Source organism: Mesorhizobium sp. M1088, from assembly GCF_040318575.1.
In the GTDB taxonomy this organism is placed as follows: domain Bacteria; phylum Pseudomonadota; class Alphaproteobacteria; order Rhizobiales; family Rhizobiaceae; genus Mesorhizobium.
In genome coordinates this window covers 1-26,489 of record NZ_JAMYMO010000056.1, presented here as the reverse complement: position 1 = coordinate 26,489, position 26,489 = coordinate 1, and the positions used below count along the sequence as shown (strand labels likewise).

The following is a 26,489-nucleotide window of genomic DNA, read 5'->3' as shown; positions in this document are numbered from 1 at the left end:
TGGCTCATGCTGTGCTGCTAACTTCGCTCGTAAGGGCGACCTTAAGAGCGCAGCCTCGCTACCGTGCCGTCCTCTCGCAAGGCGGCCTTCGCCGGAGGGTATCTCGCCGGAGGGTATCCGATCAAGACAAAATCAGCGGCTATCGCTCGTCCGACCGTCCGACAAAAATGGCGAGTGGCTCACTATGTAGGATGCGGCCGCGAAGCTCGGCGGGTCGCACGTCAAAATCCGCCGGTTCATCAGGGATGGCCTCTTACCGCCGAGCAGGTCATGCGCGGCGCGCCCTACCAGATCCGCGCCAGCGACCTCGAAGACGAACGGATCAAGGCCGAACTGGCGCGCAATACTCCGCGTCGCATCCACGACGATAACCAGGAATCGCTGTTTTCCGCCACTTTAAAAAGGAGGAGCACAATGAATCAGTCTTCGTCGACGTCGATATGCAAGATAGCTTTTATAGCGACGACAGGTCCAGTCCCGGTCCGACGCATATATTCCTTTACTTCGTACAGCTTTGCGTCAACTAGAAAGCGATACCAAAATCCCTGCAGTAGATGAAATATGGCACCTTCCCGACCATCGAGAAAACCGCAACGAAGAACATATCGATACAAAAAGTATACGCATGCTCGAAAACCGCGCGGAAGATAAACGTAGACCCTCTCTTTAAGCCAACGCTTTACTGCGGCTTGTTGGCCACTCTTTAGTTCAGCTACCGTTTCTTGCGAGGTAAATCCATATTCTAGGTTCAGTAAATCTATAACTTCTCGACTCGCATATGAATTGTGCTTCTGAGTCCACCAAGTGAGCGAGTTAAGGTTATCATCAATAATCTCCCCATTGAATGCTACCGTTTTTCCAGTGACGATTATATGTTCGTCCATCCAACGATTTTCACAATGGCCGTAGCCAAGACGAAACAGACGCAATACGCGAATTGGAAATAAACCGCCGTACCGGATGGGACGTCCAAGAAATTTCATTCGACGTGATACAAATATTCCGACAGACTGGCTCCCCAGCGATGAAAGCCGCGCCTTTATCTCGCAGGCCAGTTCGGAGGTAACCACCTCATCTGCATCCAGTCGTAGCACCCATGTGGTACCAGAAGGGACATGGGTGAGCGCCCAATTAAACTGCGTCGCATAATTGATCCAAGGATTGGATTTGACTTCGGCGCCGCAAGCTTTCGCCAAATTGACAGTATTATCCGATGAGCCGCAGTCAACCACAAGTACGCTGCCCGCAAAATCCTTTACGGAGTCTAAGGCACGCTCGATATGCTGCTCTTCGTTAAACGTAAGTATGATAACGGCTAGGCTCATGGCTTCCGTGCAATCGCAATCATTGACTTTGCAAGAGCCGGTATTCGCCCAACCCTGTTGAAACGAATATTATCGAAGCCAGCGTCCGAAAGCAATTTGGTAAGAGTTGTGATAGACCAGAATTTAATGTGGCCGTGTTCCCATAGCGCGGTAAAATGTTTATCTAATGCCCCCGTGGTCGCCAGGGCTAGATTCTTCCAGTAGCCATGGTAAGGGGTTGATACGATTGCCGTCCCCCCCGAATCGACAAGATTAAATAGTGTTTTTGCATATAATCGGGGGGCATAGATATGCTCAACCACTTCCAAGCTGATAACGGCTGGAAATCTGCCGTATCGATCTGCCAAATCATCGTACGCCGATCCTTCAAATAACGCAAGGTTCGGATGATTTCGTTGAGCCTGCTCTATACCATCGGTTGAAGTATCTACTCCTGTAACTTCCCAGCCCAACGAATTGAGTACGTTTCCTACGCTTCCGTTTCCACACCCAAGATCGAATAACTTTGGTACGTTGCCAAACGCAAGTATGCCAAACTTGATAGAATCTAGCTCATTAATCACAGATGGTAACAAATATGGATGCGAGCAATTTGTTGCGTGATCTGTGTATCTGTACCCACTATCTTCTCCAACTTCTTTCAATTTAATTTCCTTTCGATTCGGCGCGCTGGATTCCCGACTACGGTGGTGCCTTTGTCGACATTCTTCATAACCACTGCGCGTGCGCCGACGATTGCGTCGGCGCCGACACACACATTGGGGCCTATGAAGCTGTCAGCGCATATCCATACGTCGTCCTCGACCGTAATAGGTAGCTTCAAAAGAGGTCGACTTGAGCTCCGCCAATCGTGTGTCCCGGCACAGAGATGTGCACCCTGCGACACGGTAACACGCTGGCCAAGCGTAATTGGGCCGAGAGCGTAGAGGATTGCCCGGTCTCCAACAGCACTAAAGTCTCCTATGGTGAGATTCCAAGGGATTGTAATCATCACTGTGGGATAAATGTGAACAGCTCTCCCTATTTTGGCACCAAACAATCGCAGAAGCCATCTTCGCCATCCCCAGAGCGGCCGGGGGCTGAGCCTGAACAACGGACGCATCACCGCCCACATTGCGCGGCCCATAAGCTCCGAAAGTGACCACTTTTTTGCGGCGCGGTTTATCTCAATGTTTGTCATCCTACTTGGCCAACCGATCGACGAAGCTAGGGGAATTATGTCCCGAAAGAACCCATTCGTAGAGGGAGCGCATGTCTCCAGCAATCTTTCCCCAGCTAAACTGCCTCTCAACCAGCCCTCTTCCGTTTTGACCGATCCTCTTGCGCTCCGCGGGCGTAAGGTTTGCAAGCGCCTCGAGCCCACAAGCGATCGATGTCGGATCCATACCCACTCGAAGCGCAGCGTCGGCAGCAAAACCTTCATCTATGTTGCACTCGGCTGTCATAAGAACTGGCAAGCAGAACGCCCACGCCTCAAGAATAGCCATAGGTAACCCTTCGGAATGCGAGGGTAATATGAATGCGTCAGAAGCAGCGAATGTAGCCGCCTTATCAGACCCGAATTGTGGACCAACAAAGTGAACTCGGTTTCCGAGGTTCAACATCTCTGCCCTGGCTTTGACTTGCGCTAGGTGGCCACCCTGGTCCCAGCCCGCAACCACTAAGTGCCAGTGCGCGAACTCTCGATTGCGCGAAAGCCCACCGATCGCATCCAACAACTGCAAGAGCCCCTTCTTCGGGTGAATGCGACCCAGAAACAGCAGGATTCTTGCGCCCTGAGGCACAGCACCACGCCACTTTGGGGCAGGATGCTGCCCCTCCGCGATAGAGAGGTCAACTCCGTTTGGCACGACAGCAATTGGGGCGGTCACGCCGTACTCTCTAATCGCACGGAGTTCAGCCTGACAGAGAGCGTGCACGCAAGCAGCGCCGCGAAGGTTGTTCTCTTCATACAGCTTCGACGCAAGTCGCTTCTTCCACCCCGAGTTGCGCAGCGCCCATGGATCTAACATGCCGTGCGGCGAAACCACTCGCGGCAGACGACCGGTCGAGCGACTCAGAGCTGCCAAAGACGGGTACATCCATAGTCCGTGCAAATGCAAAATATCCGGTGCAGACAGTCGGAGGGATCGCAAGAGAGCGGGCTGGTAGCCAAACGCGGCTGGTCCCACCACCCGATGAATGCAGACAGGTACATCGCCCCAAGCTGGTAGATCTTCATCCGAGAACGAGTCCCGCCCGGCGAACACCTCAGGCATCACATTCGCCATACGTAAGTGCTGCGCCAGCTGGCGAATAGCAGAAAACAGTCCGCCAGCCTCACGCGACATGGATGATGAAACTAAGCTGAGTTTCATGGTCGCTCTCTCACTTTCCTAAGGGCCGGCAATACCACACAATCAAGAAGGGTCGCGCCGCTGCGGGTTCGATTTAAGCACGCTTCCGACACTTCCAGGGCACTTGCTGCGAATGTAGACAGTGAATGGGCCTCAATTCTTGTGCGAGAGCGCTCACCCATCCGGTTTAGCATGTCGTCATTCAGGAGTGTCTGCGCGACTAGTCGCCCCGCCAGACTTCCAACAATGGTAGGATCAAATATCCACCCGTTTTCCCCCTCTACCACGAGGTCCTCCGCACACCCGCACCGTCGCGAAACAAGCACAGGGAGGCCAGACGCCATCGCCTCATTCACCACCAAACCCCACTGTTCCACCAAACTTGCCAGTATAAATGTCTTCGATAAACCGTAGATGGCTGGCAGGGCCTCATATTGGCGGAAGCCAAGGAGGTGTACTCTGTCTCTCAATCCATACTCAGAGATTTTGTTAACAAGTTTATTCCTGAGCTCGCCATCCCCGACGATCACAAGGTCCCAGGGAACTCGGCGAGGATGTTTTTCATCCATCTCGCGCGAATATGCGCTATACTCATCAATAAGAAACGACAAATTTTTCTTCTCAACGAACCTTGAACATGTCATGAAGTATTTATCGGGCAAACCGAGCGCAGATCTCAGCTCGGAAGCATGCTCTCTGGCATTTACGGCGCCGCCGTCGAAGTACTTGTTGTCGACAACGTCATAGCCTCTTCTAATATAATCAGATGACATACCTAGCCGGTTCAGATATCTCTCATGAGGGCCACCTGCAACAAGGGCTCCGGAGAAGTTTCTGATTATTATCTTCTTCAAATATTCCTTCAAACGATTCCTCGGAAAATCCGATTCCTGACTATCAGAGAGAACGACTGCGGGCGTCAAATTCCGCCTACACCAAATCAATCCGTGGATCGACAATGGTGAACTCCATCCAGGTATGAAGACGACATCAGGTCTGGCGTCAGAGAGCAATGTCAATAATTTGGAAGAGATCGAAGGGGAGTGGCCGTGCGATTGTGATACGGTGCTACAGCGAAACGGTACTTGCGCCGCAGGCTTCCAAGCGTACTCCGAGCTGGATGCGAAGAGTTCAATCACGTATAGATCACAATACTTTGAAAGTTCAAAGAGCCGGGCAATATGATATGGTCCAAGATTATCAACAATGAACGTCACTCGCATGGGCTATACTCTGTCAGCGGTCGTTATGGTCGGACGAGCAAGCTATCGTTACCACCTTCGCCTGATAGCATTCCCGGGTACTCCCACAATGATAGAACCTGGGTCGTGGGCTTTCTTGACGACACTTCCAGCACCAACAATCGAATCATGGCCTATCACGGCTCCTCGTAGAACAATGCTATTGGCTCCAATCCACGATCCATCTCCCACGGTTATTTTTCCAGCAATCATACCCTGCGATACGATCGGCTGATCGATGTCAGAGAACTGATGGTCGTTGTCGTGAAGGAACGAGTATTCAGCAATCATTACGTTGTTTCCAATCACTGTCTCACCATGAACACTAAGCAGCACGCCCCTGCTTAGGAGAGTTCCATGCCCGATTCTAAGCACCCCCCCTTGAGGAACAGACATCTCTACAAGCCTACAGATCCGTACCCTTGACCCTAGATAAATCTTTCCGGAACGCTGAGGCATGTCGATCCAGCCCTCAAACACGCAACCGGGCCCCATACTTGCAAAAAACAGTCGATATGTAAGGCGATAGAAAGTCGTCCAGCACAGCGTCCTTATTCTATGAATAGCAAAAGGTACCAGCATACTACATCCTTAGTTTCGCAGAGATTTAGCTCATCTGCCCCGTTCTACACCACATATAGTTGCTATCGTTCCAGAACTATTTTTCCAAGGAATATATGTGGACACTTTAAATATGCTGAGAACGAAGGCCCGATTCGCGAGGGGTATTTCAGCCTTGGCGATGAAGGTAGCCCGCGTTCCCTCTGCCCTACTATAATTGAAGGGGATCGCACATTCCCATGGCGCAGATAGACAGCGCACCGTCCGAGCTGATTTCGAAACGATGCTCGGCAGGCTTGGACAAGCGTCTCGAAAATGTTCTTGTCTTCTATGTTCGCGCCACGTCGAGTCGCACTCTCGCTCCCCTCCTGTCATCCTCCGAGCACCGGGCGATAGCGCTTTGTCACGCGAGTAAACTAATCCTTTCTCTCATCCAAAACCACTCCACAGGTGCCCTTTGACGTCAAGGAACCAATGAAAGCCGGGCTTCGCCGCTGAAGTTATGAACTCCTCGCTTTGGTGTGTTTCCATCGAGCGTCGTGTGGTCTGTGACCCCCTTGCTACGTATCAGTCCAGGGCGGACTTTCTCGTTGGCCTCATCGCCTATCCTAGGCAGCTTCTGACAATTTACCCTAACACCGGCCTTCATTTGCTGCGGGCCAATTGGCCGCCCCGCCATGATCTGAGCTTGGGCACGCAGCAATAGGGGTGGCGTGCGACACATCAATGGCTCGCGGCTGCCGCATGATAGGTGGGATCCCAGCGGCGGGCGCTCTTTGCCATTGCTTAGGGCCTGTAAGGGATGACGCTGTTCCGGACGGGTTCCGCCGCGATTCAGGACGCCCACCGGTTCTGAAACATCGCACGGCGGCCAAAACCTCCGGCGAGATCCCCTAAACCAAACCTTCAGCTTCTTAGATCCCAAACCTATCCAGACATGCTGCTATGGCACTCGGCGCGATATGGGCCGGGCAGATGGACGCCATCCGACGGACTGAATATGCGTTCCGGTAGAAGGTGAATCCGGCAACCGAGCTCGCGAAGTAGGAGAGTTGTACGAAGTAGGAGAGTTGCACAACGGACGATTGCCATCGCCGAGGCCGTGCCGCCGAAATAAACGCTTAACGCCCGCCATGCTCACCCAAAAAAATGGATAGCTCACAAAGAAATAACTAATGGAGTGGGTGAGTGACACAAGCGCCATCGCCACTAATGGGACGTATAGGACCTGACTAAAGATGTCCCCCGACAAAGCGCGTTTGAAAGTTCGCCCCGTTAAATACGCCATTAGGACAAAATACAAGGAGCCAGCATACCAAAAATCCTGGAATGCAGTCGCGAAGCCGGTGGGAGTGGTTCCAGTCTGCCAATAATAGTCGGAATACTCCGACGCCAACTCGTCCAGACTCCGAATGTCAAACATAAATGACTCTTTTACAGAGGGGCCAAACACCGTCGCTGGGACGTATTGAAACACAACCCGGTTCCATAACGCGGCACCAAAGGAATAACTACCGGTACTCTGAACTGCGGCTATCGATCTCATTCCGTTTCGAATATCGCTACTGGTCGAAAGACCATTGCTCGCAGAGGCCGAAAAATCAATTGAGGTAAGCAGCTGTGGACTCAAGATCGAAAGACGTTCCCCGGTTGCGACGTAATGTAGATATTGATAGGTCCTAATCTCCGTGATTGCAAACGTTACCACAAAAATGCTTATAAAAAGCGGAATTGTGATATGCAGTGGCGGAATCCGCCGCTTAACGAACCACCGAACAACTACATACGCAAAAGCCGCACCGACTAGATCAGTTCGACGCGCGTAAAGGAGCACAGAAGGAAGCACCATACATAGGTTCAATACAAAATTGGTCGTAGTAAACATTGTTCTCTCGCGAAAGAACAGTGCCAAGGAGAACGCGAAAGAAACGATTCTAAGTTGAGCAAAAAACGCAACAATCACAATAGGACCGTACCACTGTTGGATGCCGTCCATGCTTGGCCGCAGAAACTCAAGAACTAAATTACACACCAGAGCTATGGCGGTTGAGGCAGCAGCGCCTCGGAAGTACCCAGAGCGAGTATACACTCCATCATTTCTTCGCGACAGAGACTCCCTCATCGCAAGATGCCAGCCAAAATACGTTGCTATCAGGCAAGCAGTTGCCATAGCTAAATATGCGTCGAAGCCCGCCTCAGGTTCCGATCCATTCGGCAGCTGTACAACAATTTGCGGAAGGAAGTATACCAGGGCCATCAAGCCGTATAAATTTGGCAGTTCGAATACCCCCTGCCCTCCATTGAAATTACGGAGGACCAAGACGATAGCAGCAATGCAGAATACCACAATCATGACAAATCCGAAACTCATCCGCTGAGCAATTGAACCTCATCGGAACCGACAGGCACTAGACGCAAAGGCCTCTTTACGACAAGTCAGCCCCGCCCAAAGAGGGCGTTATTGAGACGGATCGAAAAGTCGCCCCAATCAAAACTCTGGGCACGAGCCCTCGCTGCAGCAGCCATGCGGCTACGCATCGCTCGGTCTTCAACCAACGCCTCGACCATGTCAGCAAGTCCTTCGGCATTTCCTGCGGGGACAACGAAGCCCTCATGACCGTGCCGTACAATCGATCCCGACTCGAACGTTGTAACAACTGGCAGACCCGCCCCGAGTGCCTCATAAGTGACACCTGCCGATCCTTCAGCGAGGGAAGGTAGCACAAAAACGTCCGCTCGAGAATATTCCTTAATAAGTCGGTCCGAACCGCATTTGCCAATAAACGTGAGATGCCTAGTTTCGTCGCGCCCCCGCACAGAATCGCTTACGGTCCCTGCAACTATAAAGGAATATTTTTTGCCCCTGGAACGCAGAAGAGTCGCAGCGTCTGCTAATATATGGATGCCCTTTCTCAGGTCGGCGTTACCGACGAATAGAATGCGTCCGAACTCTGGCACGTTCTGTACGTTAAACCATCTCGGATGAACGCTGTAAGGGACAAGCCGGGTTCGTTTTTCAGCCACGCCAAAATTCTCGATTAAGTCATTTTTCACAAACTCTGACGGGCACAAAAATATATCCGTTGACCCCAATATAATGTCGCTGGCTCTACGAACACTTCTTGCGTTATGGCCGGTTTCCCCGAAGTACAGCGGTTTCTGCTCCCAGTCAGGGAACTTCCGTTGCTCGTTCTGCACTATCGCCTCCGTAGATAGCGCAATATTCATATCGGTTGCGACGGTTAACCCTCTGTTGCGCGCCTCCACCAAAAACTTTCGCCCCTCGCCAAACATCGAAACGATGTGCGTCGCTTTACCAAAACCCGCCTTTACCATGCTCCGCCCAGCAGCCTCATGCGCTCTATCCACTGCTCGAAGCCGCGCCTCTTGGTCACTAAACACACGCAACGCAATTTGCATATCTATCATCCACCTTGGAAAAGTCCTGGTCAGCTCCCGTACCGGTGGATCGATATGTCGGCGCGAAAGATCGGTTCTCCTAAAGAAGGGGACTAGTTGCAATAGCGGGGCAAAGCGACCTAAGCCCACACCCATACAGAAATCTGTGTAGAGCATTTCCAAGCTCTGCGTGCGGGCAAGGGCATAGGGCACTGCATATTGTCTCCGTGCGCCAAGCTGGACGACGATAGCTTTTGGTTGAGGCATGGATTTCCTGGACTTGTTTGATCTGGGACATGGACGACGAGGTCACCTGGCAATTCAACCGCTCCTCGCATTCCGAACAATCATGAATAGTTCAGAGAACGTCGACCACCTGGGGATAATCCAACGTCGCAACGATATCGTCGGCATGTGCACAGCTAACGCACGGAGTATCAAATAGGTTGATAGAATATTACCAGATGCCAATCCAGTTATTACTGGGTACGGCACGCCAACAAAGAAGGCCGGTATGAACGCCGCTCCGAACCCAAGGAGGAAGCCTAGTTCCGCACGGAACGGCGATCCATTATCGTTCATACTCTTCGAGGCTTCCCGAGCAACAAGTCGGACGGGTACCGTTGCGGTCGCGGCAGTTAAACCCGCGGCGACATAACCTGAGATCGAAAAGGCTTTTCCAAAAAGCAGGGGCGCAACAATTGGCGCTATCGTCACCACAGCTACCGCACCGATCAAGGAAACCATCCAAGAAAGACGAAGTAGCCTCTCTACCATTAGTTCTCGCGCCGCTCCAGTTACATGAACAAACTTGGAGAGTGCAATTTGGCTTACTGCGACGCCAATGAAACCTTGGAGCGGACCAGCAAGGGATACCGCAACAAAATAAAGTCCTATTTCAGAGTTGGAAAGCGTCTGGACGACAAGTAGTCTGTCTATCTGAGAAGAAAGCAGATGAACAACGGTGGTCCGATGAATATTAAGTGCGGTTGCGAGAAGTTGTACATTATTCCCTCCGACAGAGGTGGACCATCCGCCAAATTGTGAGAACTTGAATCTTATAAGAACGGTTAACAACAACGCCGCAGCCTGAGCTACAACAAAAACCAAATAGCTACGACTGAATACGAGCATTATTAGAAGAGAAATTATATACATGAGAGGAATCAACGCGCTCGTTATCGAGAGAACTCGGAACCGAAGCGCATTTTTGAGACTCCCCGTAGTTACTTGATCGAAGCTCATAACGCAGGCCTGGACGACCCAAAATATTAGAGAGGAAATAACGACTGGCGTCGCACTACCACGCATAGCTGCCAAAATGATGACGCCCCCTATAGGTAGAATAAGACAAAGCATTTTGGCCATTAGGATGTATGCCTGCTGCACTAACGCATTGACATCGTGACCTCGCCGTGCGTGAATTACGATTGCATCGGCGATAGAAATTGCACCGAGGGGCGCAAGAAACTGTGCCCAGAAGAATACTTGTGCCAATACCCCCCGTTCGCTTGGCCCTAAAACTCGTGCCGCTATGATCCCAGTGCCAAGACCTGCGACCAGCGTGACGAGCGACGATCCAAAGCTTTCGACAAACGAGCGGCTGGCGGAGACTGGCGCCATGCTAACGCCGAGCGATGATTGTGGCCGGATTGCCCGCAACTATTGCATAATCAGGAAGGCTCTTCGTCACTACGCTCCCTGCACCCACCACACACCCCTCTCCGATCTGCACACCATCCAGGATTATCGCGCCAGTGCCGATCCAGACGTCATCTGCAATCTTTATTCCTCCTTTGCTAAATGTCCCCTGGTTGCGAATGTCCACGTTCCTGTCTCGATATTGGTGATTTGAGGCAAAGATAGATACACGAGGAGCAATCAGGCAGTTCCTGCCGATCGTAAGCATATTCTGCCCATGTAAGATGCTGTAGTGATTGATCGTAGAGCTGTCGCCGATCTGGATCAGACCACCAGCGGGCATTAAGACGCAACCAAATCTAATAGCACAATTCTTCCCGACTATGATTCGGCCACCGCGAGCCAGTAGTGCTGGTTCTATTCTCGTTTCTCGGCCGCAGGTCAAATCCGATCTAAAAAAATTTAGACGAGCTGCATTCCAATTCCAAATGGGAATCACTTTTTATCGCTTTCAAGAATTACTACGGTTCCATTCAAACGCGTTTTATACCTGTGGAAAGTCACAATAATGTCCACCTGCTCGTCACGAACCGATCCACAATAACATTCCCTCTCCAGAATGAAGTTCTCCGCTGATAAGGCTATGAATTGATTCTATTTTGGAACTGTGATGCGCATTGGAATATCCGACGAGAAGCTTCTGCGCTTCTCTCGACATTCCCGGCGAGGTATAATGACGACGATCTTTGTCCGCGTCACTATTGTCGAGATAAATTAACGAGTCTTTCTTCATAAGAGGGATCACCGATTCAATACAACGCCACCGCCAACTACCATCGACGATAGCCAAATCGAAGGAACGTCCTGATGCCCAGCCAAGATCGTAATAGTTTTTATCCTCCGCATGTCGAACAGTTGCATTAGACAGAGAATATTCTCTGAGTCTTTTTCTTGTGGTCTCTGTCCATGTCTCGTTGTCTTCTACGGAGTTGACTGTGAGCGCCCGCTTGGCCAGCCAGACTGTTGAACTTCCAGAACCAAACTCGATGACATCCCTCGGCTTCGCAGCAAGGAAATCTTCAATTATCGGTATCACCGCAACTGGCCACCATGGCACAGGTGGACGAACGCCGAATATACGTGACCGGCTAAATTCCAGAGCTACTCGTGGCAGGTGGCGTAATTCTTTTAGGGGCATTAGTTGCCCGCTCTCGCTATGCAAACGAGACTTCCTGCCGGGACCTCCGGCGATCAGCTTGGCGATGGGGTTCACAGAGAATGTCCTTGCTTTGAGTTCATGAGTGGTCAGTTCATTGTCCAGGGAGGTACTTGTACGCCTTTGGACGGACATCGCTCCTGCGTCTCGTTCCAAGACGTCGAGCCATCCTCAGCTTTATGCGTCCGATTTCGTTGTACCGAGTCGGACCAACCCCTTCCAGTTTATCGGGCACCAAATCCCGTCAGCATGGTTCGGATGGTACGAAACACAATCAGCACGTCGAGCCAAGGGGAGAAATTCTTGATGTAGTAGAAGTCGTAGTGAAGCTTTTCCAGGACGTCGTCCACAGCCGCAACATGGCCCTGATTGACTTGCGCCCATCCGGTAATGCCAGGCCGTACGATATGCCGATAGCGATAGAATGGCAGTTCCGCCTCGTACCATTTCGAGAGCACGAGTGCTTCCGGCCGCGGTCCGATCCAGCTCATCTCGCCACGCAGGATGTTCAAGGCCTGCGGTAATTCGTCGATCCTGGATTTTCTCAAGAGCTGCCCCAAACGGGTGATGCGTGTGTCGCCGGCCTTCGTGATGGCCGCTTCCTTCTCGTCGACAGCCGCGTCGCTGAGCTTCATCGTTCGAAACTTGTAGACCTCGTAGGGATGCCCTCTGTAGCCCATTCGCTTCTGTTTGAATAGCGCCGGTCCAGGCGAATCGATCTTTACGGCAATCGCCACGAACAACAGCAATGGCGAGAAAACAACAAGCACAAATAACGCAGCGGCCAAGTCTATCGCCTGCTTTATTTTTAGGTAAGCTTGGTTTGGATTCAAGGAGCCAAGAGTGTTTTCAGAAAGATGCTCGATCTCTACCCTGCCTGTGAGCGACTCGCTGATCTGTTTGACGTGATAGACCGGTGTTCCCGAAAGCGCGCGATCGGCAATATACCGCTCCCACTCATCTGAAAGGTCAGCTCGAAGATCGGCCACCACCCCGGTCGCATGCTGGACGACCGTGTCGGCCGAAAGAACCCTGTGCCAGTTAACGCCCGGTATGCTCTCCAGCCTGTCGACGTCTCCGCCAGGAATTATCGCCAGCCGGTGTGCATCGAGCCGCCGCGTGGCCAAGCTCAAACCAAAATACCACAATGTCGATTGAATGAAGCTCGCCGCGGCCTGGAACCGGCTGTAGTCGAACCTGAAGAAGAAGATCGTCGCGAACACTAGGCCGTAAGTCAGGGCGAAGGTTGGCAGGATGTAACCGGCGGCGGCCACGCCTGGGAAATTGCCGATGCGTTTGTAAAAGAAGTAGCCAGTGGTGTGCGCAATGAACGCCGCAATAATCGTAACCTGTAAGTTTGAATATAGGATAACGTCTTGATCGACCGACATACGGATCAGCGCGGGCAGCAGAATCGCGAATGTCAATCCGCCAAGCAGCTGAAAGCGCATCCGGAGCAGGAGATGCCGTTTGTTGGGTAAATGGACGGTGGTGGCGATCAATTTGAATCCCGCGAACGGGCCCCATGAAAACCTGGACGTTTACTGGACAGGATGCCGCTCTCGGCCGACGCTCGAATAGGCTATGCCTTCCCTAATGACGTCCTCGCCGCGGTAGACGTTTCGCAGATCAACCATCACCGGCGTCGCCATGAGTGAACGGAGCCGCTTCAGATCCAACGACCGAAACGCATTCCACTCGGTGACGATGACGATCGCATGCGAGCCGTCGGCTACCGCGTAGGCGCTATCCCCGAACGCAATGCCTTCGATCATCTTGCGCGCCTGCTCCATGCCTACGGGATCATACGCTTTGACCGAAGCGCCCGCATCCTTGAGTGCCTGAATGATAGCCAATGACGGGGCATCGCGCATATCGTCGGTGTTCGGCTTGAACGTAAGGCCGAGGATACCGATGGTCTTGCCACGAACTGAGCCGCCGCAGGCCTCGACCACCTTGCGCGCCATCGCCCGTTTGCGCTGGTCGTTTATCGAGACCGTCGTTTCAATAAGCCGCACCGGGCTTGCCGCGTCCTGCGCGGTTTTGACCAGCGCCAGCGTATCTTTCGGGAAACAGGAGCCGCCATAGCCCGGCCCCGCGTGAAGAAACTTTGCGCCGATGCGATTGTCCATGCCGATGCCGCGCGCGACGTCCTGCACATCGGCTCCCAACCGCTCGCAGAGGTCGGCTATTTCGTTGATGAAGGTGATCTTCATGGCCAGAAATGCGTTGCCGGCATATTTGGTGAGCTCCGCCGTACGCCGGCTCGTATAGAATATTGGCGCGGCATTCAGCGAGAGCGGGCGATAGATCTCGCCCATGACGGCTGTGGCCCGTTCGGCATCGGTGCCGACAATGATGCGGTCGGGCCGCTTGAAGTCCTCGATCGCCGATCCTTCGCGAAGAAATTCCGGATTGGAGACCACCGCAAAATCGGCTGTGGGATTTTGCTCGCGGATGATCCGTTCTACCTCATCGCCGGTACCGACGGGAACGGTCGATTTCGTCACCACGACCGTAAATCCTTTGAGCGCGCGGCCAACTTCGACGGCCGCATCGTAAACGAAGGACAGATCGGCGTGCCCATCGCCACGCCGTGACGGCGTGCCGACGGCTATGAAGACGACATCCGATTGAGAAACGGCATCGGCGAGATTGTCGTCGAAACGCAAGCGGCCCTGCGCGGTGTTGGTGGTGACGAGGTCGTCGAGCCCCGGCTCATAGATCGGTATCTTGCCGAGTTTGAGCATGGCAAGCTTTTCCGCATCACGATCGACGCAGCAGACCTGATGGCCAAAATCGGCGAAACAGGCGCCCGAGACGAGCCCTACATAGCCGGCACCAATCATTGTTATTCGCATATTGCGTACTCTCAATCAGCGCCGATGAGGCAACTTCGCCACACAGCGCGTATTCCCATTAACGACGGCTACCGCACTCCCGGGTGAAAACCCGAGAGCGCATCCTATAACAGTTTACATCACGACGCCGCCTTCATGTTTGCGGCTACGCGATTGCTACGAGATCCCTGGCATCCAAGTCGACAGGGATTTCGCCATTCATGATGGCCACCAGAACCCGGGCTCTTCCGGCTGGATCGAGCCGGTCAAGGCGACCGATCTGTTCCGCGAGGGGGCCCGAAAGGATTCGGACCGAGGCACCGGCTGCGAGGCCTCCACTGAAATCAAGCAGCCCGTCCTTTCTGGTCAATGCAATGAAACGCTCTACCAAACCCGAGGGGACCGGCAAAGGCCGGTCGCCTTGCGTGACGAGGGAACGCACACCGAAGGTTCCATTGACTGAACGCCAACGTTGCAGTCCGAGGTCAAGGGCGATGAACATATAGCCCGGGAAATAAGCTGCGGACCGTGTTTCGAGCCGCCTGGCATGACGCACGGTTTTCTCGCAGCGAGGCACAAACGGCTCGAATCCCTGGACCCGGAGATGCCGTTCGGCGACATGCTCCTTTCCGGGAAAGACGCTGGCCGCGTACCAGCGGGTTGCCGGCGCGGCGGCCGACTCTGGCGACAGGGCGGTCGCGTTGGTCGTTGTTTTTTCCGCGCTACTCACGTGTCTTCCTTCGGCAGTCGGCGGCATGATCTCAGGTCAACGGTTACGACAGTGTGTGGATACCAGCAAGCAACCAAACCACTAAAGTCAAGGCGGTTGGGTTAAGAATTTCCTACACATTGTCCAGAAATTTAGCTGTGCCTAAATAATCATCGAGCCGCTTTCTTTTTCAGCTGGCTGAGATGCTATGTCGAGCAATTTATTTCCATGCGTAGGTGCTTGGTTACGCTGGTCGTGACGAATCGCCCGTTGGTTCTGGTACTTAGTCCGTCGACTTGAAGCTAATGTGACGGATGGCGTCGCGCACAAGCCTGCCGCCAGCGACAAAGATCCTGCACGGCCATACCAACTACGGCGAAAAATCACTGTCGCGCAGAACAGGTTATCACCGCTCGACCGGCTTCACGAACGCTTCAACAGGGACCAGACAGCCGGCACCAAGCTCGCGGCCAGCGCAACCTTGATCAGATCACCGACGATAAAGGGCACCACCCCGAACTGCCACGACTTTTCCGGGCCGATCAACAGCGCCAGCCAGGCAAAGCCCATTGCCATCATGACGATCTCGGCCACCAGCATGGCATTGAAGAGCTTGATAGGATGGCGATCCCAGCCACGGTCGGCAGCCCAGCCGACGATCGCCGCCATGACGACGAAGCCGGCAAGATAGCCGCCGGTCGAACCGAGCATGTAAGCGATGCCGACGCCCTTTTCGGGCGTGCTCTGGAAGACCGGGAGGCCCAACGCGCCCTCAGCCATGTAGAGAAGCAGCGTTGCGACGCCGAGGCGCATGCCGAAGGTGGCAGCGATCAGCAAGACGGCGAGCGTCTGCATCGAGATATCGACCGGTCCGAGCATGACTTTGGTCTTGGCAGACAAGATCAGCAGCAGCGTTCCGGCGATCGCCAGCAAAAGCTGTCCTGCCAGCCGGGCCGCGCCCTTTTCAGGCAAAGCGAGAGAAATGAGCGGACGCATCGTCGTTGCAATTGCCATGGTCTTCCCCGTTCCGGATTGCCGCCGAACGCGGCCTTGCGTTTTCCTATATTGGCTTCCGTGCTATGCGGCAATCGGTTTTGCCCTCGCCCCAAAAAAGGTCGCGACGTTCGCATGACGCTGAAATTCGACACACGCTTCGAACCGTCCTATGGCAAGGGCGTGATCGTTGCGCCTGGTATTCAACGCGTCACGGCCCCGAACCCAAGCCCGTTCACCTTTCACGGAACCAACAGTTATATCGTCGGGCGCGAGACGCTGGCGGTGATCGATCCCGGACCGGATGACGAGGCACATCTTCGAACACTGCTCGAAGCGATCGGGACCAGGCCGGTCAGCCATATCTTCATCAGCCACACGCATCGCGACCATTCGCCGCTGGCGCCTCGGTTAAAGCAGCATACGGGTGCGGTGGTTCTGGCGGAGGGCCGGCATCGCCCGGCGCGGCCGTTGCACACCGGCGAGGTCAATCCGCTCGATGCCAGCGCCGACATCGAGTTCGTTCCAGACGTCGCGCTGCCGGATGATATGGTGATCGACGGTGACGGCTGGGCGATCCGGACTGTGCTGACGCCCGGCCATACCGCCAATCACGCGGCCTTCGCACTGGAGGGAACCGGCATCCTTTTCTCGGCCGATCACGTCATGGCGTGGGCAACCACGATCGTCGCACCGCCGGATGGCGCGATGGCAGAGTACATGACATCGCTCGATTGGCTGATCGAACGTGACGACCGGCTGCTGCTGCCCGGTCATGGTGGGCCGGTGACCGAGCCGCGCAGCTTCATGCGCGGATTGAAAACGCATCGCAAAATGCGCGAATGCGCAATTCTGGAGCGGATCAACAGCGGCGACCGGGCAATCAAGGACATGGTGGAGGCGATCTATCGAGACACCGACCCGCGCCTGCATGGGGCGGCCGGCCTGTCGGTGCTTGCCCATCTGGAAGACCTGGTGGCGCGCGGTCTGGTCCACACCGACGGTGCGCCGGCTATCGACGGCATCTATTCGCCGGCAAAGTAGTACACTTCGGGTATCACCCCGCCGGCGCCACGCCCACCTGGCCGGCGACTTCCTGGTCGAGCTCGGCAAGGAAATCGATGATGCGCGCTGCATTGTCCCCAAGGTCATAGCGGCCGTAACGCGAGGCCGAGCGCATATCGACGATGACCGCGTCGCCATCGTCGGTCACGCGGATGGCGACATCGGCGGGAAGACCAACCAGCAAGCTCTTGGCCAGCGCATCGACCGTCACGTCGCTTTGCCCTGCTGCGTCTGGAAACGGCGCCGTGAGCTGCCAGCCGCGCCGATCGAGCACCGTTTTGACCGCCTCCAGAACGCGATCGAAAGGCAAGGTGTAGCTGCGTCCGGTAACAAGCGGATAAGCTTCGATTTGCAGGCGCTGCTCGCCGGGTGTCGGCGGCAAAAGCTCGTTCATATCCTTTGTCCGGGTAGAAATATCGAGCACCGGTGGGTCGTCCAGATCCGTCGAGATGTCGCGTAGCGGCGGATAGGTGGCCACCCAATAGGCCACAACGCCGTAAGGGATGAGAACCAGAACCGCCAGCAAGGCGCCGACGGTCAGGTCGCGGCCGCCGCGATCGCCGAAATTCCACAATCGCGCAAAGGCAAACCCGGCGAACAGAAGCGCAAACGCAGCCAGCAAGGCGACAATGCCGAGCACCCATAGGAAAGCTTGGGTCTCGACGAGGTCATAGCGATGGCCGATGAGAGCGGTCAGCAGCAGGACTGCCGAAAACGCGCCGGCGCGCCGCGACCAGCTGGCAGCCCTCGACGTCTGTCGCTCGGGAATTCCCGTCATTGTTTTCCGCGCTGCCCCAACCCGAACACAGGCATAGTGCCTTTCAGCGCCGGCTTGAAGGCGCAAAGACGCCGCATCTCCGGTCAATCCGTCGGCAGGTGATAATCCCGGAATTGCTGGCGCAAGGTAATCTTCTGGATCTTGCCGGCAGCGGTGTGCGGGATTTCGCCGACAAAAGCGACGTCGTCCGGCATCCACCACTTCGCCACCTTGCCGTCCATGAAAGCGAGAATATCCGTCTTGGTCGGCTCCCTGCCCGGCTTGCGTACGATCACGAGCAAAGGCCGCTCGCCCCATTTGGAATGCGGAATGCCGATGGCGGCGGCCTCCGCCACGTCGGGATGGCCGACAGCGAGGTTCTCGAGCTCGATGGTCGAGATCCATTCGCCGCCCGACTTGATCACGTCCTTGGCGCGATCGGTGATCTGCATGTAGCCGCCGGGGTCGATATGCGCGATATCACCGGTATCGAACCAGCCGTCTTCATCAAACTGTTCGGATCCGATGCCGCCATAATAGGCGCGCGCAACGGCCGGCCCGCGGACTTTGAGTCGGCCGAAGGTCTTGCCGTCCCATGGCAGCTCGTTATCGTCGTCATCCGTTATCTTCATTTCGATGCCGAACGGCGTAAAGCCCTGCTTCTGCTGGACAGCGAGGCGAGCCTCGCCCTTCAGCCCGGCGTAATCCGGCTTCAAGGTGCACAGCGTGCCGAGCGGCGACATCTCGGTCATGCCCCAGGCGTGGACGACCTGGACATCGTAATTGTCCTGGAACTTCGTCGTGATCGCTCGTGGACAGGACGCGCCGCCGATGACGACTTTCTGCAGATAGGGCAGTTTCTTGCCGGTTTCTTCCAGATGCTGGAGGAGCATCATCCACACCGTCGGCACGGCGGCGCTGAAGGTCACCTTCTCGGTGTCGAGCAGCTCGTAGATCGAAGCGCCATCCATCTTGCAGCCGGGCATGACCAGCTTGGCGCCGATCATCGGCGCGCTCTGGGCAAGGCCCCAGGCGTTGGCGTGAAACATCGGCACGACCGGCAATACGGTATCGCGCGACGACAGGCCCATGGCGTCGGGCATAGCTTCGATCATGGCGTGCAGCACGTTCGAACGATGGCTGTAGAGGACGCCTTTCGGATCGCCCGTGGTGCCCGAGGTGTAGCACATACCGGCGGCGGTGTTTTCGTCGAAAGTCTTCCAGGCGAAGTTGCCGTCGGCTTCAGCAAGCCATTCTTCGTACGCAGCCACATTGGGCAGCGCAGTCTCCGGCATATGCGCGTTGTCGGTCAGCACGATAACCTGCTTCAGCGACTTGACCGCGCCGGCGATCTTTTCGAGCAGCGGCAGGAAGGTCAGGTCGACGAAGATCGCCTTGTCCCCGGCATTGTTCATGATCCAGGTGATCTGCTCGGGAAAGAGCCGCGGGTTGAGCGTGTGATAGATGGCGCCGACACCCATGATGCCGTACCAGGCCTCGATGTGGCGCGCGGTGTTCCAGGCCAGGGTCGCGATGCGGTCGCCAAGCCCGAAACCGTCACGCTCGAGCCGCTCGGCGACCTTCAGGGCACGATCATGGATTTCGGCATATGTGCTGCGCACGATCGGCCCCTCGATCGAACGCGACACGATCTCGCGGCTACCGTGCTGCCTCTCGGCGTTGTCGATCAGCTTGTGACAAAGCAGCGGCCATTTCTGCATCAGCCCGAGCATTTTGTTCCTCCCGCTATTTTTTGCGCCATTGTGGGACGAACCGACCGATTGTCCAGCTGTGACTGGGCTGGAGCCGTGCATAGACCAAAATGAGGCCGAATTCGCCACAATCCGGCCATGCTCGGCGTTAACTTTGATTAATGGCGGGGCGCGATTGGCGAATGAAAGAGGTTCGCATGGACGCGCAGCTCGACGACAAAGCCCTCGAAAATACGCTTGCCGAAAGTCTGGCCGATCTGGTGGCGGCCGATGTCGCGCAGGCCGATCTGGTGCCTGAGGCCAAAACCGTTTCCGAAGATGAATTCGTCGAGGTCGTCGGCGGCGCCCTCGAAGCTGTCGGCGGCACGCTCTTGTTCAAGATGTGCGTCGAGAACGAGGGCGAAGCCCAGCACGTCGCCGCCGCATCGGTCGGCGATGGCGGCAATCGCCAGTTCCTGCTGCTCACCTTGCCGACCAACGGTGGTGCTTTGAAGGTCGAGACCACCTCGAAAAGCACCAATCCGGTGGCCGGGATTGCCGCCGCCTATGCCGGGCTGATGGACGCTTTCCAGGCCGCCGCCTGATTTTAGGCGGGATACCGGAGGAAAGCGCAAGACTGCCACCCGCGGGCGATGCCCGCCGGTGGCTGGCAGGTCTTGCGCAACGCGCTTGCCAGACACATCTTGGGTAGAGGCAAGGAGATCCGATATGGACCAGATCGCAAACCCGGCACCCGGCTTTCAACGCAATCCGGACAAGGTCATCACGGTCGAGCCTTACAAGGGCACCGTGACGGTGCGCGCCGGCGATGTCGTTATCGCCTCGTCCAGCAAGGTCAAGGTGCTGAGCGAACCTCCCTATCCGCCTGTTTTCTACATTCCGTTCGGCGACATCGACTTCAAGCAGCTTGGCAAGACCGAACACTCGACCCACTGCCCCTACAAGGGCGATGCCAGCTATTGGAGCGTGCTGCCCGCCGGCGATGCAGGCAAGGATGCGATGTGGGCCTATGAGCGGCCGTTCGACGAGATGTCAGACATTCGCGATCACGGTGCGTTCTATCCAAACAAGGTGACGATCAAGGCCACGCCCGGCTGATCAGTCGGTGGTGCCTTCATCGCCGATGCCGTCGGCATCGTCGAGACGCACGAAGGTGAGGCCCTTGGCCTTCAGCGCCAGAAGTCCCTGCACCACGCCTTCGCCGGCCGCATGGGTCGGCTGGTTGATGTGAGCGATGATGACGTCGCCGTCCTTTGCCGCGGCAATGCGCCGGGCGGTCTCTTTTGCACCGAGCAATGAGCCGCCATCGCCGTTGATTGAGAATCCGGCGATCTTGAAACCAAGCTTGCGTATCATCGCGATTGCCGATGGGCTGTATTCGGCGGTTGCGCCGCGAAACCATTTCGGCGCCGGTTCGCCGGTCACGGCAAGCGCGGTAGCACCCGATTCGACCTCGGCCAGCACGGCCTGCGGGCTGCCGGCACTGCGAATGCCGTAGATCCTTTGCGGCGTGTCGACAGCCGGGACATGGCGGCCGCCATGGTTTTCCAATTCAAACAGTTCGGGATGCGCCCGCATGATCTCGACGGCGGGCGCGTTGTGCTTCAGCCAGATACCGGTGACGAAAATGGTGGCAGGAATCTTGTTTTCCACCAGCGCCGAGAGAATCCTTGTGTCGGTCCTTCCGCCGCACGCATCGAGCGTCAGCGCGACGCGGCCGCCGCCCGCCTCGGCCTTGATGTGCAGCGTCGGTGCGACGAGCAACTGGGCGTTGCCAGGAGAAACAGCCCACAGCGATATCGCGATGGTGCAAAAAAGCTTTTGGAACAGGCGCATCGATTATTTCCAGGTCGGCCGGATCAAAGTTGAAGCGGCGACCCCAAGACCGCCATCAAGGCGGAAATCGGGACGATGCCCCTGCAAAAGCGTCGGCAGCGGCAATTTGACCGCCGGCCTGACGTTTGGCAAGCGCGAGGTCACAATGCGTGCTCCACGACCTTAACCTTACGTGAAAGGATCGCGCGCACCGCGTCGACCACCGCTTTGACCTCAAGTCGCCAGACGCAGCAAGCCTTGCTCCGATCGGGTCGGCGGCACAGGTCCCTGGCTATGCACTCGCAGGGCATGGAGCGCCGCGGCGTAACACTGGCCACGCCGACAGCCCCCCAGACGGCCGGGTCGGTCAGGCCGAACAGGCCGACAACCGCCCTTCCCGCGGCGGCGGCCATGTGCATCGGGCCACTCTCGTTCCCCAGAAACAGGCGCGCCTGGCCGAGGACCGCCAGCAGCGTTGCCAGCGACAGCGCCCCGACGACGTTGACGACCGGCGAAGCGGCCTTGGCGACGATGCGCTCGGCAGATGCCCGTTCATCGGGGCCGCCGACAAGCAGGAAGTCCAACGTGGTCTGCCGCGAGAGTCGAGGCGCAGGTTTCTGGCGAGCGGGCAAGCGAGGACAAGATCGCCGATTAATTTCGTCTGGAGGATGAGAATCGAGCGGACGTGCGCGGGCGGGTTCTGCAACATCTGTTTCTGGCACCGGGGCGGGTTCGGGAGCCGGAAACCGGCAGAAACGATGTCGGGATTTGGAGCCGGCACGCGCACGTTCGCGTGAATTTGGTTACAGAGTGCCGCCAGGCAACCTGATACGCACTGCCATCGGTCCAACTCCCGTTGTGCAACGCAGCAATTTTCGTGCAATGCGGTAAGTAGAGACCTTCCGTTACGGGAGAGTCAACAGCAGCCTCATCAACTTATTTTGCAAACTGGCCGGCGGAGGTTGGGGCGGGCTTTCCCAGGCGCATGGCAGCCGAAAAATTCATGCGTCACCCTGGCGACTGATCGTCAACCAGGCGCTGGCGGTTCGACCACCAGGTGAAATAAATCCGGCCGATCTTGACGACGGGTATGCGGCGGGCGCGTTCGCGGTCGCGCAATTCGCGGTACACCTTCACCTTCAGCGTGCCGCCCGGCATTCTGATACGCACTGCCATCGATTCCGCCACCCCTTGTGCAATGCAGCATCAGAGACCTTCCGTGGCGGAAGAGTCAACGCCTTCCTACTGACTTTTTCGTCACGTGTCCTCCCCGTATCCTCCTAGGTACGAACGATAGACGGGAACAGTTTCATCCCGGCTAGGCAATTTCATTCAGGCCAAGCAATTTCGGGGCCGAAAACGCAGCGCGCCGGACCGCAGCGATATCGCCGGAACCGGCTTCATTTGAAGAAATCCGCAATGCCGTTGATGGCCAGCACCGCATAGACGATCGGTCCGGCGATAAACGCACAATAGAGACAGAGGATCGCCGCCAGCACCGCGAGCAACGGCTTGTCGCGAGCGACGGCGCGGAGCTCGGACTTCACCGACCAGCGTGCCGCAGCGGTTTGTTCATCATCAGACATGTGCACCATCCCGCGGCCATTTCACACGGCGAGTCGAAAACATCAACCTTCCTTGATGTGTTGAGAAGTCCATTAGCCAGTGCTGTCAGCAGGCCGTCACGCTCCAAAGATCGCGGCGCGTGCATCGATTGTTCGCCAGCTGTCTGTCCGGCATCTTCGGTCTGGATCTATTCACGCTCCGACTTTTGCAGCCTGCACTGCCGCCTGCGCAGCAGCCAGCCTGGCGATCGGCACCCGGTATGGCGAGCACGAGACGTAGTCGAGGCCGACCTTCTCGCAGAAATGGATCGAGGCTGGGTCGCCGCCGTGCTCGCCGCAAATACCGAGCTTGATGTCAGGCCGCGTCGCCCTGCCCTTTTCGGCCGCCATACGCACCAGCTCGCCGACACCCTCTATGTCGAGCGACACGAAGGGATCCTGCTCGATGATGCCTTTTTGCCGGTATGTCTCGAGGAACGAGGCCGCGTCATCGCGCGAGATACCAAACGTGGTCTGGGTCAGATCGTTGGTGCCGAAGGAGAAGAATTCGGCGGCTTCAGCGATGACGTGGGCGCGGATCGCGGCGCGCGGCAGTTCGATCATCGTGCCGGTCAGATAGTTGATCCTGACACCGGTCTCCTCCATGACGCTTTTGGCGACGCCGTCGATGTGTGCCTTGACGAAGTCGAGCTCCTTCACCAGCCCGACCAGCGGCACCATGATCTCCGGGACGACCAGCGCGCCGGCCTTCCGGCCGGCCTCGACAGCCGCCTCGAATATGGCGCGCGCCTGCATCTCAGCGATTTCGGGATAGGAGACGGCAAGCCGGCAGCCGCGATGGCCGAGCATCGGATTGAACTCGTGCAACGCTTCGGTGCGCCGCCGGAGCTTGTCCGGCGATACATTCATCGCGGCGGCGACCTCGGCCACTTCCTCCTCGGTCTTGGGCAGGAATTCGTGCAGCGGCGGATCGAGCAGGCGGATCGTCACCGGCAGCCCGGCCATGATCTCGAAGAGTTTTAGGAAATCAGAGCGCTGCATGGGCAACAGCTTGGCCAGCGCCGTTCGCCGATCCTTTTCCGTATCGGCCAGGATCATCTCGCGCATGGCAACGATGCGGTCGCCATCGAAGAACATGTGCTCGGTGCGGCAAAGACCGATGCCTTCGGCGCCGAAGGAGCGCGCCATGCGAGCATCCAGCGGCGTCTCGGCATTGGTGCGCACCTTCATGCGGCGCGCGCCGTCGGCCCATTCCATGATGGCGGCAAAATCGCCCGAGAGTTCCGGCTGCAGCATCGGTACAGCGCCTTTCAGCACCTGGCCGTTGCCGCCGTCGATAGTAATGATATCGCCCTTGCGGAAGGTCGATCCCATCGCCATCAGCGTGCCGGCCTTGTAGTCGACGCGCAGCGAGCCTGCGCCCGAAACGCAAGGCTTGCCCATGCCGCGCGCCACTACGGCGGCGTGGCTGGTCATGCCACCGCGCGTCGTCAGGATGCCTTCGGCCGCATGCATGCCATGGATGTCTTCGGGGCTGGTCTCGATGCGCACCAGGATCGCCTTGCGGCCTTGTGTCTTGGCCTCCTCGGCGTCGTTCGAGGAAAACACGACTTCGCCGGTAGCAGCGCCTGGCGATGCCGGCAGGCCGACGCCGATGATATCTCGCGCCGCCTTCGGATCAATGGTCGGATGCAGCAACTGGTCGAGCGAGGCCGGATCAATGCGAGCGATGGCTTCCTCTTTTGAAATCAGTCCATCCCTGGCCATGTCAACGGCAATCTTCAGCGCCGCCTTGGCGGTGCGTTTGCCGGACCTGGTCTGCAGCATCCACAATTTGCCGCGCTCGATAGTGAATTCGAGATCCTGCATGTCGCGGTAGTGCTGTTCCAGGTGATCGGAGATGCTGACGAAAGCCTGGAAGGCGTCTGGCATCAGCTTCTGCAGCGACGGCTTATCGGAGCCGGCGGCAATGCGCGCTGCCTCGGTGATGTTCTGCGGCGTGCGGATACCGGCGACTACATCCTCGCCTTGCGCGTTGACCAGGAACTCGCCATAGAGCTGCTTTTCGCCGGTCGACGGGTTGCGGGTGAAGGCAACGCCGGTGGCCGAGGTGTCGCCCATATTGCCGAACACCATGGCCTGGACGTTGACTGCCGTGCCCCAGCTTTCGGGAATGTCGTGCAGCCGCCGATAGGTGATCGCGCGGTTGTTCATCCAGCTGGAAAACACCGCGCCGATGGCGCCCCAGAGCTGCTCGTGCGGATCCTGCGGAAAGGGTTTACCAAGCTCCACCTCGACTTTGGCCTTGTAGAGCGCGATCACGCCTTGCCATTCGATGGCTGTCAGCTCGGTGTCGAGCTCATGGCCGAGGCCGCCCTTCTGGTCTTCGAGGATTTCCTCGAACACCTCATGGTCGAGACCCATGACGACATCGGAATACATCTGGATGAAACGGCGGTAGCTGTCATAGGCGAACCGCGCATCACCTGAATCGGCGGCCAAGGCTTCGACCGTCTCGTCGTTCAACCCAAGATTGAGCACGGTGTCCATCATGCCGGGCATGGAAGCGCGGGCACCGGAGCGCACCGATACAAGCAGCAATTTCGACGGATCGCCGAAACGACGCCCGGTCAGCCGGCCGATGTGATCGAGGGCGACCGCAACATCCGTTTCCAGCGAGGCCGGATAGGTGTGGCCGTTGGCGTAATAGGCGTTGCAAACTTCGGTGGTGATAGTGAACCCCGGCGGCACCGGCAGGCCCAGGCTGCACATTTCGGCCAGGTTGGCGCCCTTGCCGCCGAGCAGATTGCGGTCGCCGGCACGGCCTTCCGCCGCGCCGTCGCCAAAGGTGTAGACCCATTTGCTCATGCTTGCTCCCCGGTGTCAGGAGATTGGAAATACTGAAAAATCGAGCGATATGGTGCTGCAGCGTGAAACGCAAGGCATCGACCAAGCTGGCCAGCCTCTACAATCGATTAAGAAAAAGTGGCGGCGAAAAGACTTTCATTTTGGGCGCACTCTCTTAGAACATAGAGGGAACAGTAGCAAGCCATGAGACTGGCCGAAAAGGCTTGACTAGGTCGAATGCCGGCGGCGGGCGGAACGCAGGACATGAAGGCCTTCTACAGAGCGGCCTTCTCCAGGCCGTTCACTGATTATTGGCCTACCTATTCGGCCGTTGCCGAAGGGCTGGATGAAGGCTTTCGGGCGCTGACCTGCCACTGAATTTTGATCCGGCTGCAGTTAGAGCCTCGGCGGGTTTTACGCCGTATGGCGCGGGTTGAGCAACGGGTGATCGGCGGAGCTGGTCGGGG

The 26,489-nt window shown here is 56.6% G+C and carries 24 protein-coding genes; 3 read left to right on the top strand and 21 right to left on the bottom strand.

The window, feature by feature from the left end; all coding sequences use genetic code 11:
• Positions 1–419: 419 nt before the first annotated feature.
• From NKH49_RS32040 to NKH49_RS31975, 14 genes are all read right to left on the bottom strand, one after another.
• Positions 420–1,325, bottom strand: coding sequence for a glycosyltransferase family 2 protein (locus NKH49_RS32040; RefSeq protein WP_352686591.1), 906 nt, complete (start codon positions 1,323–1,325; stop codon positions 420–422).
• Positions 1,322–1,969, bottom strand: a complete 648-nt coding sequence (locus NKH49_RS32035) for a methyltransferase domain-containing protein (protein WP_352929521.1) — start codon at positions 1,967–1,969, stop codon at positions 1,322–1,324. Before NKH49_RS32035 ends, NKH49_RS32040 begins: the two co-directional genes overlap by 4 nt.
• 537 nt (positions 1,970–2,506) lie before the next feature.
• Complete coding sequence (locus tag NKH49_RS32030) at positions 2,507–3,682, bottom strand: glycosyltransferase (RefSeq protein ID WP_352686596.1); 1,176 nt, start codon at positions 3,680–3,682, stop codon at positions 2,507–2,509.
• Positions 3,679–4,527, bottom strand: a complete 849-nt coding sequence (locus NKH49_RS32025; RefSeq protein ID WP_352929518.1) for a glycosyltransferase — start codon at positions 4,525–4,527, stop codon at positions 3,679–3,681. The genes NKH49_RS32030 and NKH49_RS32025 overlap by 4 nt, the downstream gene beginning before the upstream one ends.
• Before the next feature lie 405 nt (positions 4,528–4,932).
• Positions 4,933–5,115 carry an acyltransferase gene (locus NKH49_RS32020; RefSeq protein ID WP_352929527.1) on the bottom strand — a complete coding sequence of 61 codons (183 nt, stop codon included), beginning with the start codon at positions 5,113–5,115 and terminating at the stop codon, positions 4,933–4,935.
• Positions 5,116–6,406: 1,291 nt separating this feature from the next.
• Positions 6,407–7,816, bottom strand: coding sequence for a hypothetical protein (locus NKH49_RS32015; RefSeq protein ID WP_352929516.1), 1,410 nt, complete (start codon positions 7,814–7,816; stop codon positions 6,407–6,409).
• A gap of 83 nt (positions 7,817–7,899) precedes the next feature.
• Positions 7,900–9,129, bottom strand: coding sequence for a glycosyltransferase family 4 protein (locus tag NKH49_RS32010; protein WP_352929514.1), 1,230 nt, complete (start codon positions 9,127–9,129; stop codon positions 7,900–7,902).
• A gap of 54 nt (positions 9,130–9,183) precedes the next feature.
• Positions 9,184–10,485, bottom strand: coding sequence for a lipopolysaccharide biosynthesis protein (locus tag NKH49_RS32005; protein WP_352929512.1), 1,302 nt, complete (start codon positions 10,483–10,485; stop codon positions 9,184–9,186).
• 1 nt (position 10,486) lies between these two features.
• Positions 10,487–10,771, bottom strand: coding sequence for an acyltransferase (locus tag NKH49_RS32000; RefSeq protein WP_352929524.1), 285 nt, complete (start codon positions 10,769–10,771; stop codon positions 10,487–10,489).
• 315 nt (positions 10,772–11,086) lie between these two features.
• Positions 11,087–11,776: an O-methyltransferase gene (locus tag NKH49_RS31995; RefSeq protein WP_352929509.1), complete on the bottom strand. Its 690-nt coding sequence runs from the start codon at positions 11,774–11,776 to the stop codon at positions 11,087–11,089.
• Between the two features lie 167 nt (positions 11,777–11,943).
• Positions 11,944–13,221, bottom strand: coding sequence for a sugar transferase (locus NKH49_RS31990; RefSeq protein ID WP_352686617.1), 1,278 nt, complete (start codon positions 13,219–13,221; stop codon positions 11,944–11,946).
• A 39-nt stretch (positions 13,222–13,260) separates the two neighbouring features.
• Positions 13,261–14,580, bottom strand: a complete 1,320-nt coding sequence (locus tag NKH49_RS31985; RefSeq protein WP_352929506.1) for a UDP-glucose dehydrogenase family protein — start codon at positions 14,578–14,580, stop codon at positions 13,261–13,263.
• Between the two features lie 145 nt (positions 14,581–14,725).
• Positions 14,726–15,289 (bottom strand): transcription termination/antitermination protein NusG, encoded by a 564-nt coding sequence (gene nusG, locus NKH49_RS31980; RefSeq protein ID WP_352686622.1) that lies wholly within the window; start codon positions 15,287–15,289, stop codon positions 14,726–14,728.
• 402 nt (positions 15,290–15,691) lie between these two features.
• On the bottom strand, positions 15,692–16,282 hold the full coding sequence (locus NKH49_RS31975; protein WP_352929503.1) for a biotin transporter BioY: 591 nt from the start codon (positions 16,280–16,282) through the stop codon (positions 15,692–15,694).
• Between the two features lie 114 nt (positions 16,283–16,396).
• Between NKH49_RS31975 and NKH49_RS31970 the strand changes: the two genes are divergently transcribed.
• Positions 16,397–17,305, top strand: a complete 909-nt coding sequence (locus tag NKH49_RS31970; protein ID WP_352929500.1) for an MBL fold metallo-hydrolase — start codon at positions 16,397–16,399, stop codon at positions 17,303–17,305.
• Positions 17,306–17,318: 13 nt separating this feature from the next.
• Here the strand turns inward: NKH49_RS31970 and NKH49_RS31965 are convergent, their stop codons facing one another.
• Both NKH49_RS31965 and NKH49_RS31960 read right to left on the bottom strand, forming a co-directional pair.
• The gene (locus NKH49_RS31965) at positions 17,319–18,104 is read right to left on the bottom strand and encodes a DUF1499 domain-containing protein (protein WP_352929497.1); all 786 of its coding nucleotides are present in this window, start codon (positions 18,102–18,104) and stop codon (positions 17,319–17,321) included.
• A gap of 83 nt (positions 18,105–18,187) precedes the next feature.
• Positions 18,188–19,816 (bottom strand): fatty-acid--CoA ligase, encoded by a 1,629-nt coding sequence (locus tag NKH49_RS31960; RefSeq protein WP_352929495.1) that lies wholly within the window; start codon positions 19,814–19,816, stop codon positions 18,188–18,190.
• 176 nt (positions 19,817–19,992) lie between these two features.
• Between NKH49_RS31960 and NKH49_RS31955 the strand changes: the two genes are divergently transcribed.
• Both NKH49_RS31955 and NKH49_RS31950 read left to right on the top strand, forming a co-directional pair.
• Positions 19,993–20,379, top strand: a complete 387-nt coding sequence (locus tag NKH49_RS31955) for a hypothetical protein (protein WP_352929493.1) — start codon at positions 19,993–19,995, stop codon at positions 20,377–20,379.
• Positions 20,380–20,503: 124 nt separating this feature from the next.
• Entirely contained in the window at positions 20,504–20,893 is a 390-nt protein-coding gene (locus NKH49_RS31950; RefSeq protein ID WP_352929491.1) for a DUF427 domain-containing protein, read from the top strand.
• On the opposite strand, the gene NKH49_RS31945 is transcribed toward NKH49_RS31950, so the two are convergent.
• The 5 genes from NKH49_RS31945 to ppdK all read right to left on the bottom strand — a co-directional run bounded on the left by NKH49_RS31945 (position 20,894) and on the right by ppdK (position 26,043).
• Positions 20,894–21,631, bottom strand: coding sequence for a polysaccharide deacetylase family protein (locus tag NKH49_RS31945; RefSeq protein WP_352929488.1), 738 nt, complete (start codon positions 21,629–21,631; stop codon positions 20,894–20,896).
• A gap of 140 nt (positions 21,632–21,771) precedes the next feature.
• Positions 21,772–22,194 (bottom strand): glycosyltransferase family 9 protein, encoded by a 423-nt coding sequence (locus tag NKH49_RS31940; protein WP_352929485.1) that lies wholly within the window; start codon positions 22,192–22,194, stop codon positions 21,772–21,774.
• Between the two features lie 424 nt (positions 22,195–22,618).
• Positions 22,619–22,786: a hypothetical protein gene (locus NKH49_RS31935; protein ID WP_352458144.1), complete on the bottom strand. Its 168-nt coding sequence runs from the start codon at positions 22,784–22,786 to the stop codon at positions 22,619–22,621.
• A 224-nt stretch (positions 22,787–23,010) separates the two neighbouring features.
• Positions 23,011–23,196 (bottom strand): hypothetical protein, encoded by a 186-nt coding sequence (locus NKH49_RS31930; RefSeq protein WP_352474196.1) that lies wholly within the window; start codon positions 23,194–23,196, stop codon positions 23,011–23,013.
• A gap of 171 nt (positions 23,197–23,367) precedes the next feature.
• A complete protein-coding gene (gene ppdK / locus NKH49_RS31925; protein ID WP_352687164.1) occupies positions 23,368–26,043 on the bottom strand; it encodes a pyruvate, phosphate dikinase in 2,676 nt (891 codons plus the stop codon).
• Positions 26,044–26,489: the final 446 nt, after the last annotated feature.

Bases quoted from the DNA above. Each gene is read 5' to 3' on its own strand.
- NKH49_RS32040 (WP_352686591.1), bottom strand. From the start codon at position 1,325: ATGAGCCTAGCCGTTATCATACTTACGTTTAACGAAGAGCAGCATATC.
- NKH49_RS32030 (WP_352686596.1), bottom strand. From the start codon at position 3,682: ATGAAACTCAGCTTAGTTTCATCATCCATGTCGCGTGAGGCTGGCGGA.
- NKH49_RS32020 (WP_352929527.1), bottom strand. From the start codon at position 5,115: ATGATTGCTGGAAAAATAACCGTGGGAGATGGATCGTGGATTGGAGCC.
- NKH49_RS32015 (WP_352929516.1), bottom strand. From the start codon at position 7,816: ATGATTGTGGTATTCTGCATTGCTGCTATCGTCTTGGTCCTCCGTAAT.
- NKH49_RS32010 (WP_352929514.1), bottom strand. From the start codon at position 9,129: ATGCCTCAACCAAAAGCTATCGTCGTCCAGCTTGGCGCACGGAGACAA.
- NKH49_RS32005 (WP_352929512.1), bottom strand. From the start codon at position 10,485: ATGGCGCCAGTCTCCGCCAGCCGCTCGTTTGTCGAAAGCTTTGGATCG.
- NKH49_RS32000 (WP_352929524.1), bottom strand. From the start codon at position 10,771: ATGCTTACGATCGGCAGGAACTGCCTGATTGCTCCTCGTGTATCTATC.
- NKH49_RS31985 (WP_352929506.1), bottom strand. From the start codon at position 14,580: ATGCGAATAACAATGATTGGTGCCGGCTATGTAGGGCTCGTCTCGGGC.
- NKH49_RS31975 (WP_352929503.1), bottom strand. From the start codon at position 16,282: ATGGCAATTGCAACGACGATGCGTCCGCTCATTTCTCTCGCTTTGCCT.
- NKH49_RS31970 (WP_352929500.1), top strand. From the start codon at position 16,397: ATGACGCTGAAATTCGACACACGCTTCGAACCGTCCTATGGCAAGGGC.
- NKH49_RS31965 (WP_352929497.1), bottom strand. From the start codon at position 18,104: ATGACGGGAATTCCCGAGCGACAGACGTCGAGGGCTGCCAGCTGGTCG.
- NKH49_RS31960 (WP_352929495.1), bottom strand. From the start codon at position 19,816: ATGCTCGGGCTGATGCAGAAATGGCCGCTGCTTTGTCACAAGCTGATC.
- NKH49_RS31955 (WP_352929493.1), top strand. From the start codon at position 19,993: ATGGACGCGCAGCTCGACGACAAAGCCCTCGAAAATACGCTTGCCGAA.
- NKH49_RS31950 (WP_352929491.1), top strand. From the start codon at position 20,504: ATGGACCAGATCGCAAACCCGGCACCCGGCTTTCAACGCAATCCGGAC.
- NKH49_RS31945 (WP_352929488.1), bottom strand. From the start codon at position 21,631: ATGCGCCTGTTCCAAAAGCTTTTTTGCACCATCGCGATATCGCTGTGG.
- NKH49_RS31935 (WP_352458144.1), bottom strand. From the start codon at position 22,786: ATGGCAGTGCGTATCAGAATGCCGGGCGGCACGCTGAAGGTGAAGGTG.
- NKH49_RS31930 (WP_352474196.1), bottom strand. From the start codon at position 23,196: ATGTCTGATGATGAACAAACCGCTGCGGCACGCTGGTCGGTGAAGTCC.
- ppdK (WP_352687164.1), bottom strand. From the start codon at position 26,043: ATGAGCAAATGGGTCTACACCTTTGGCGACGGCGCGGCGGAAGGCCGT.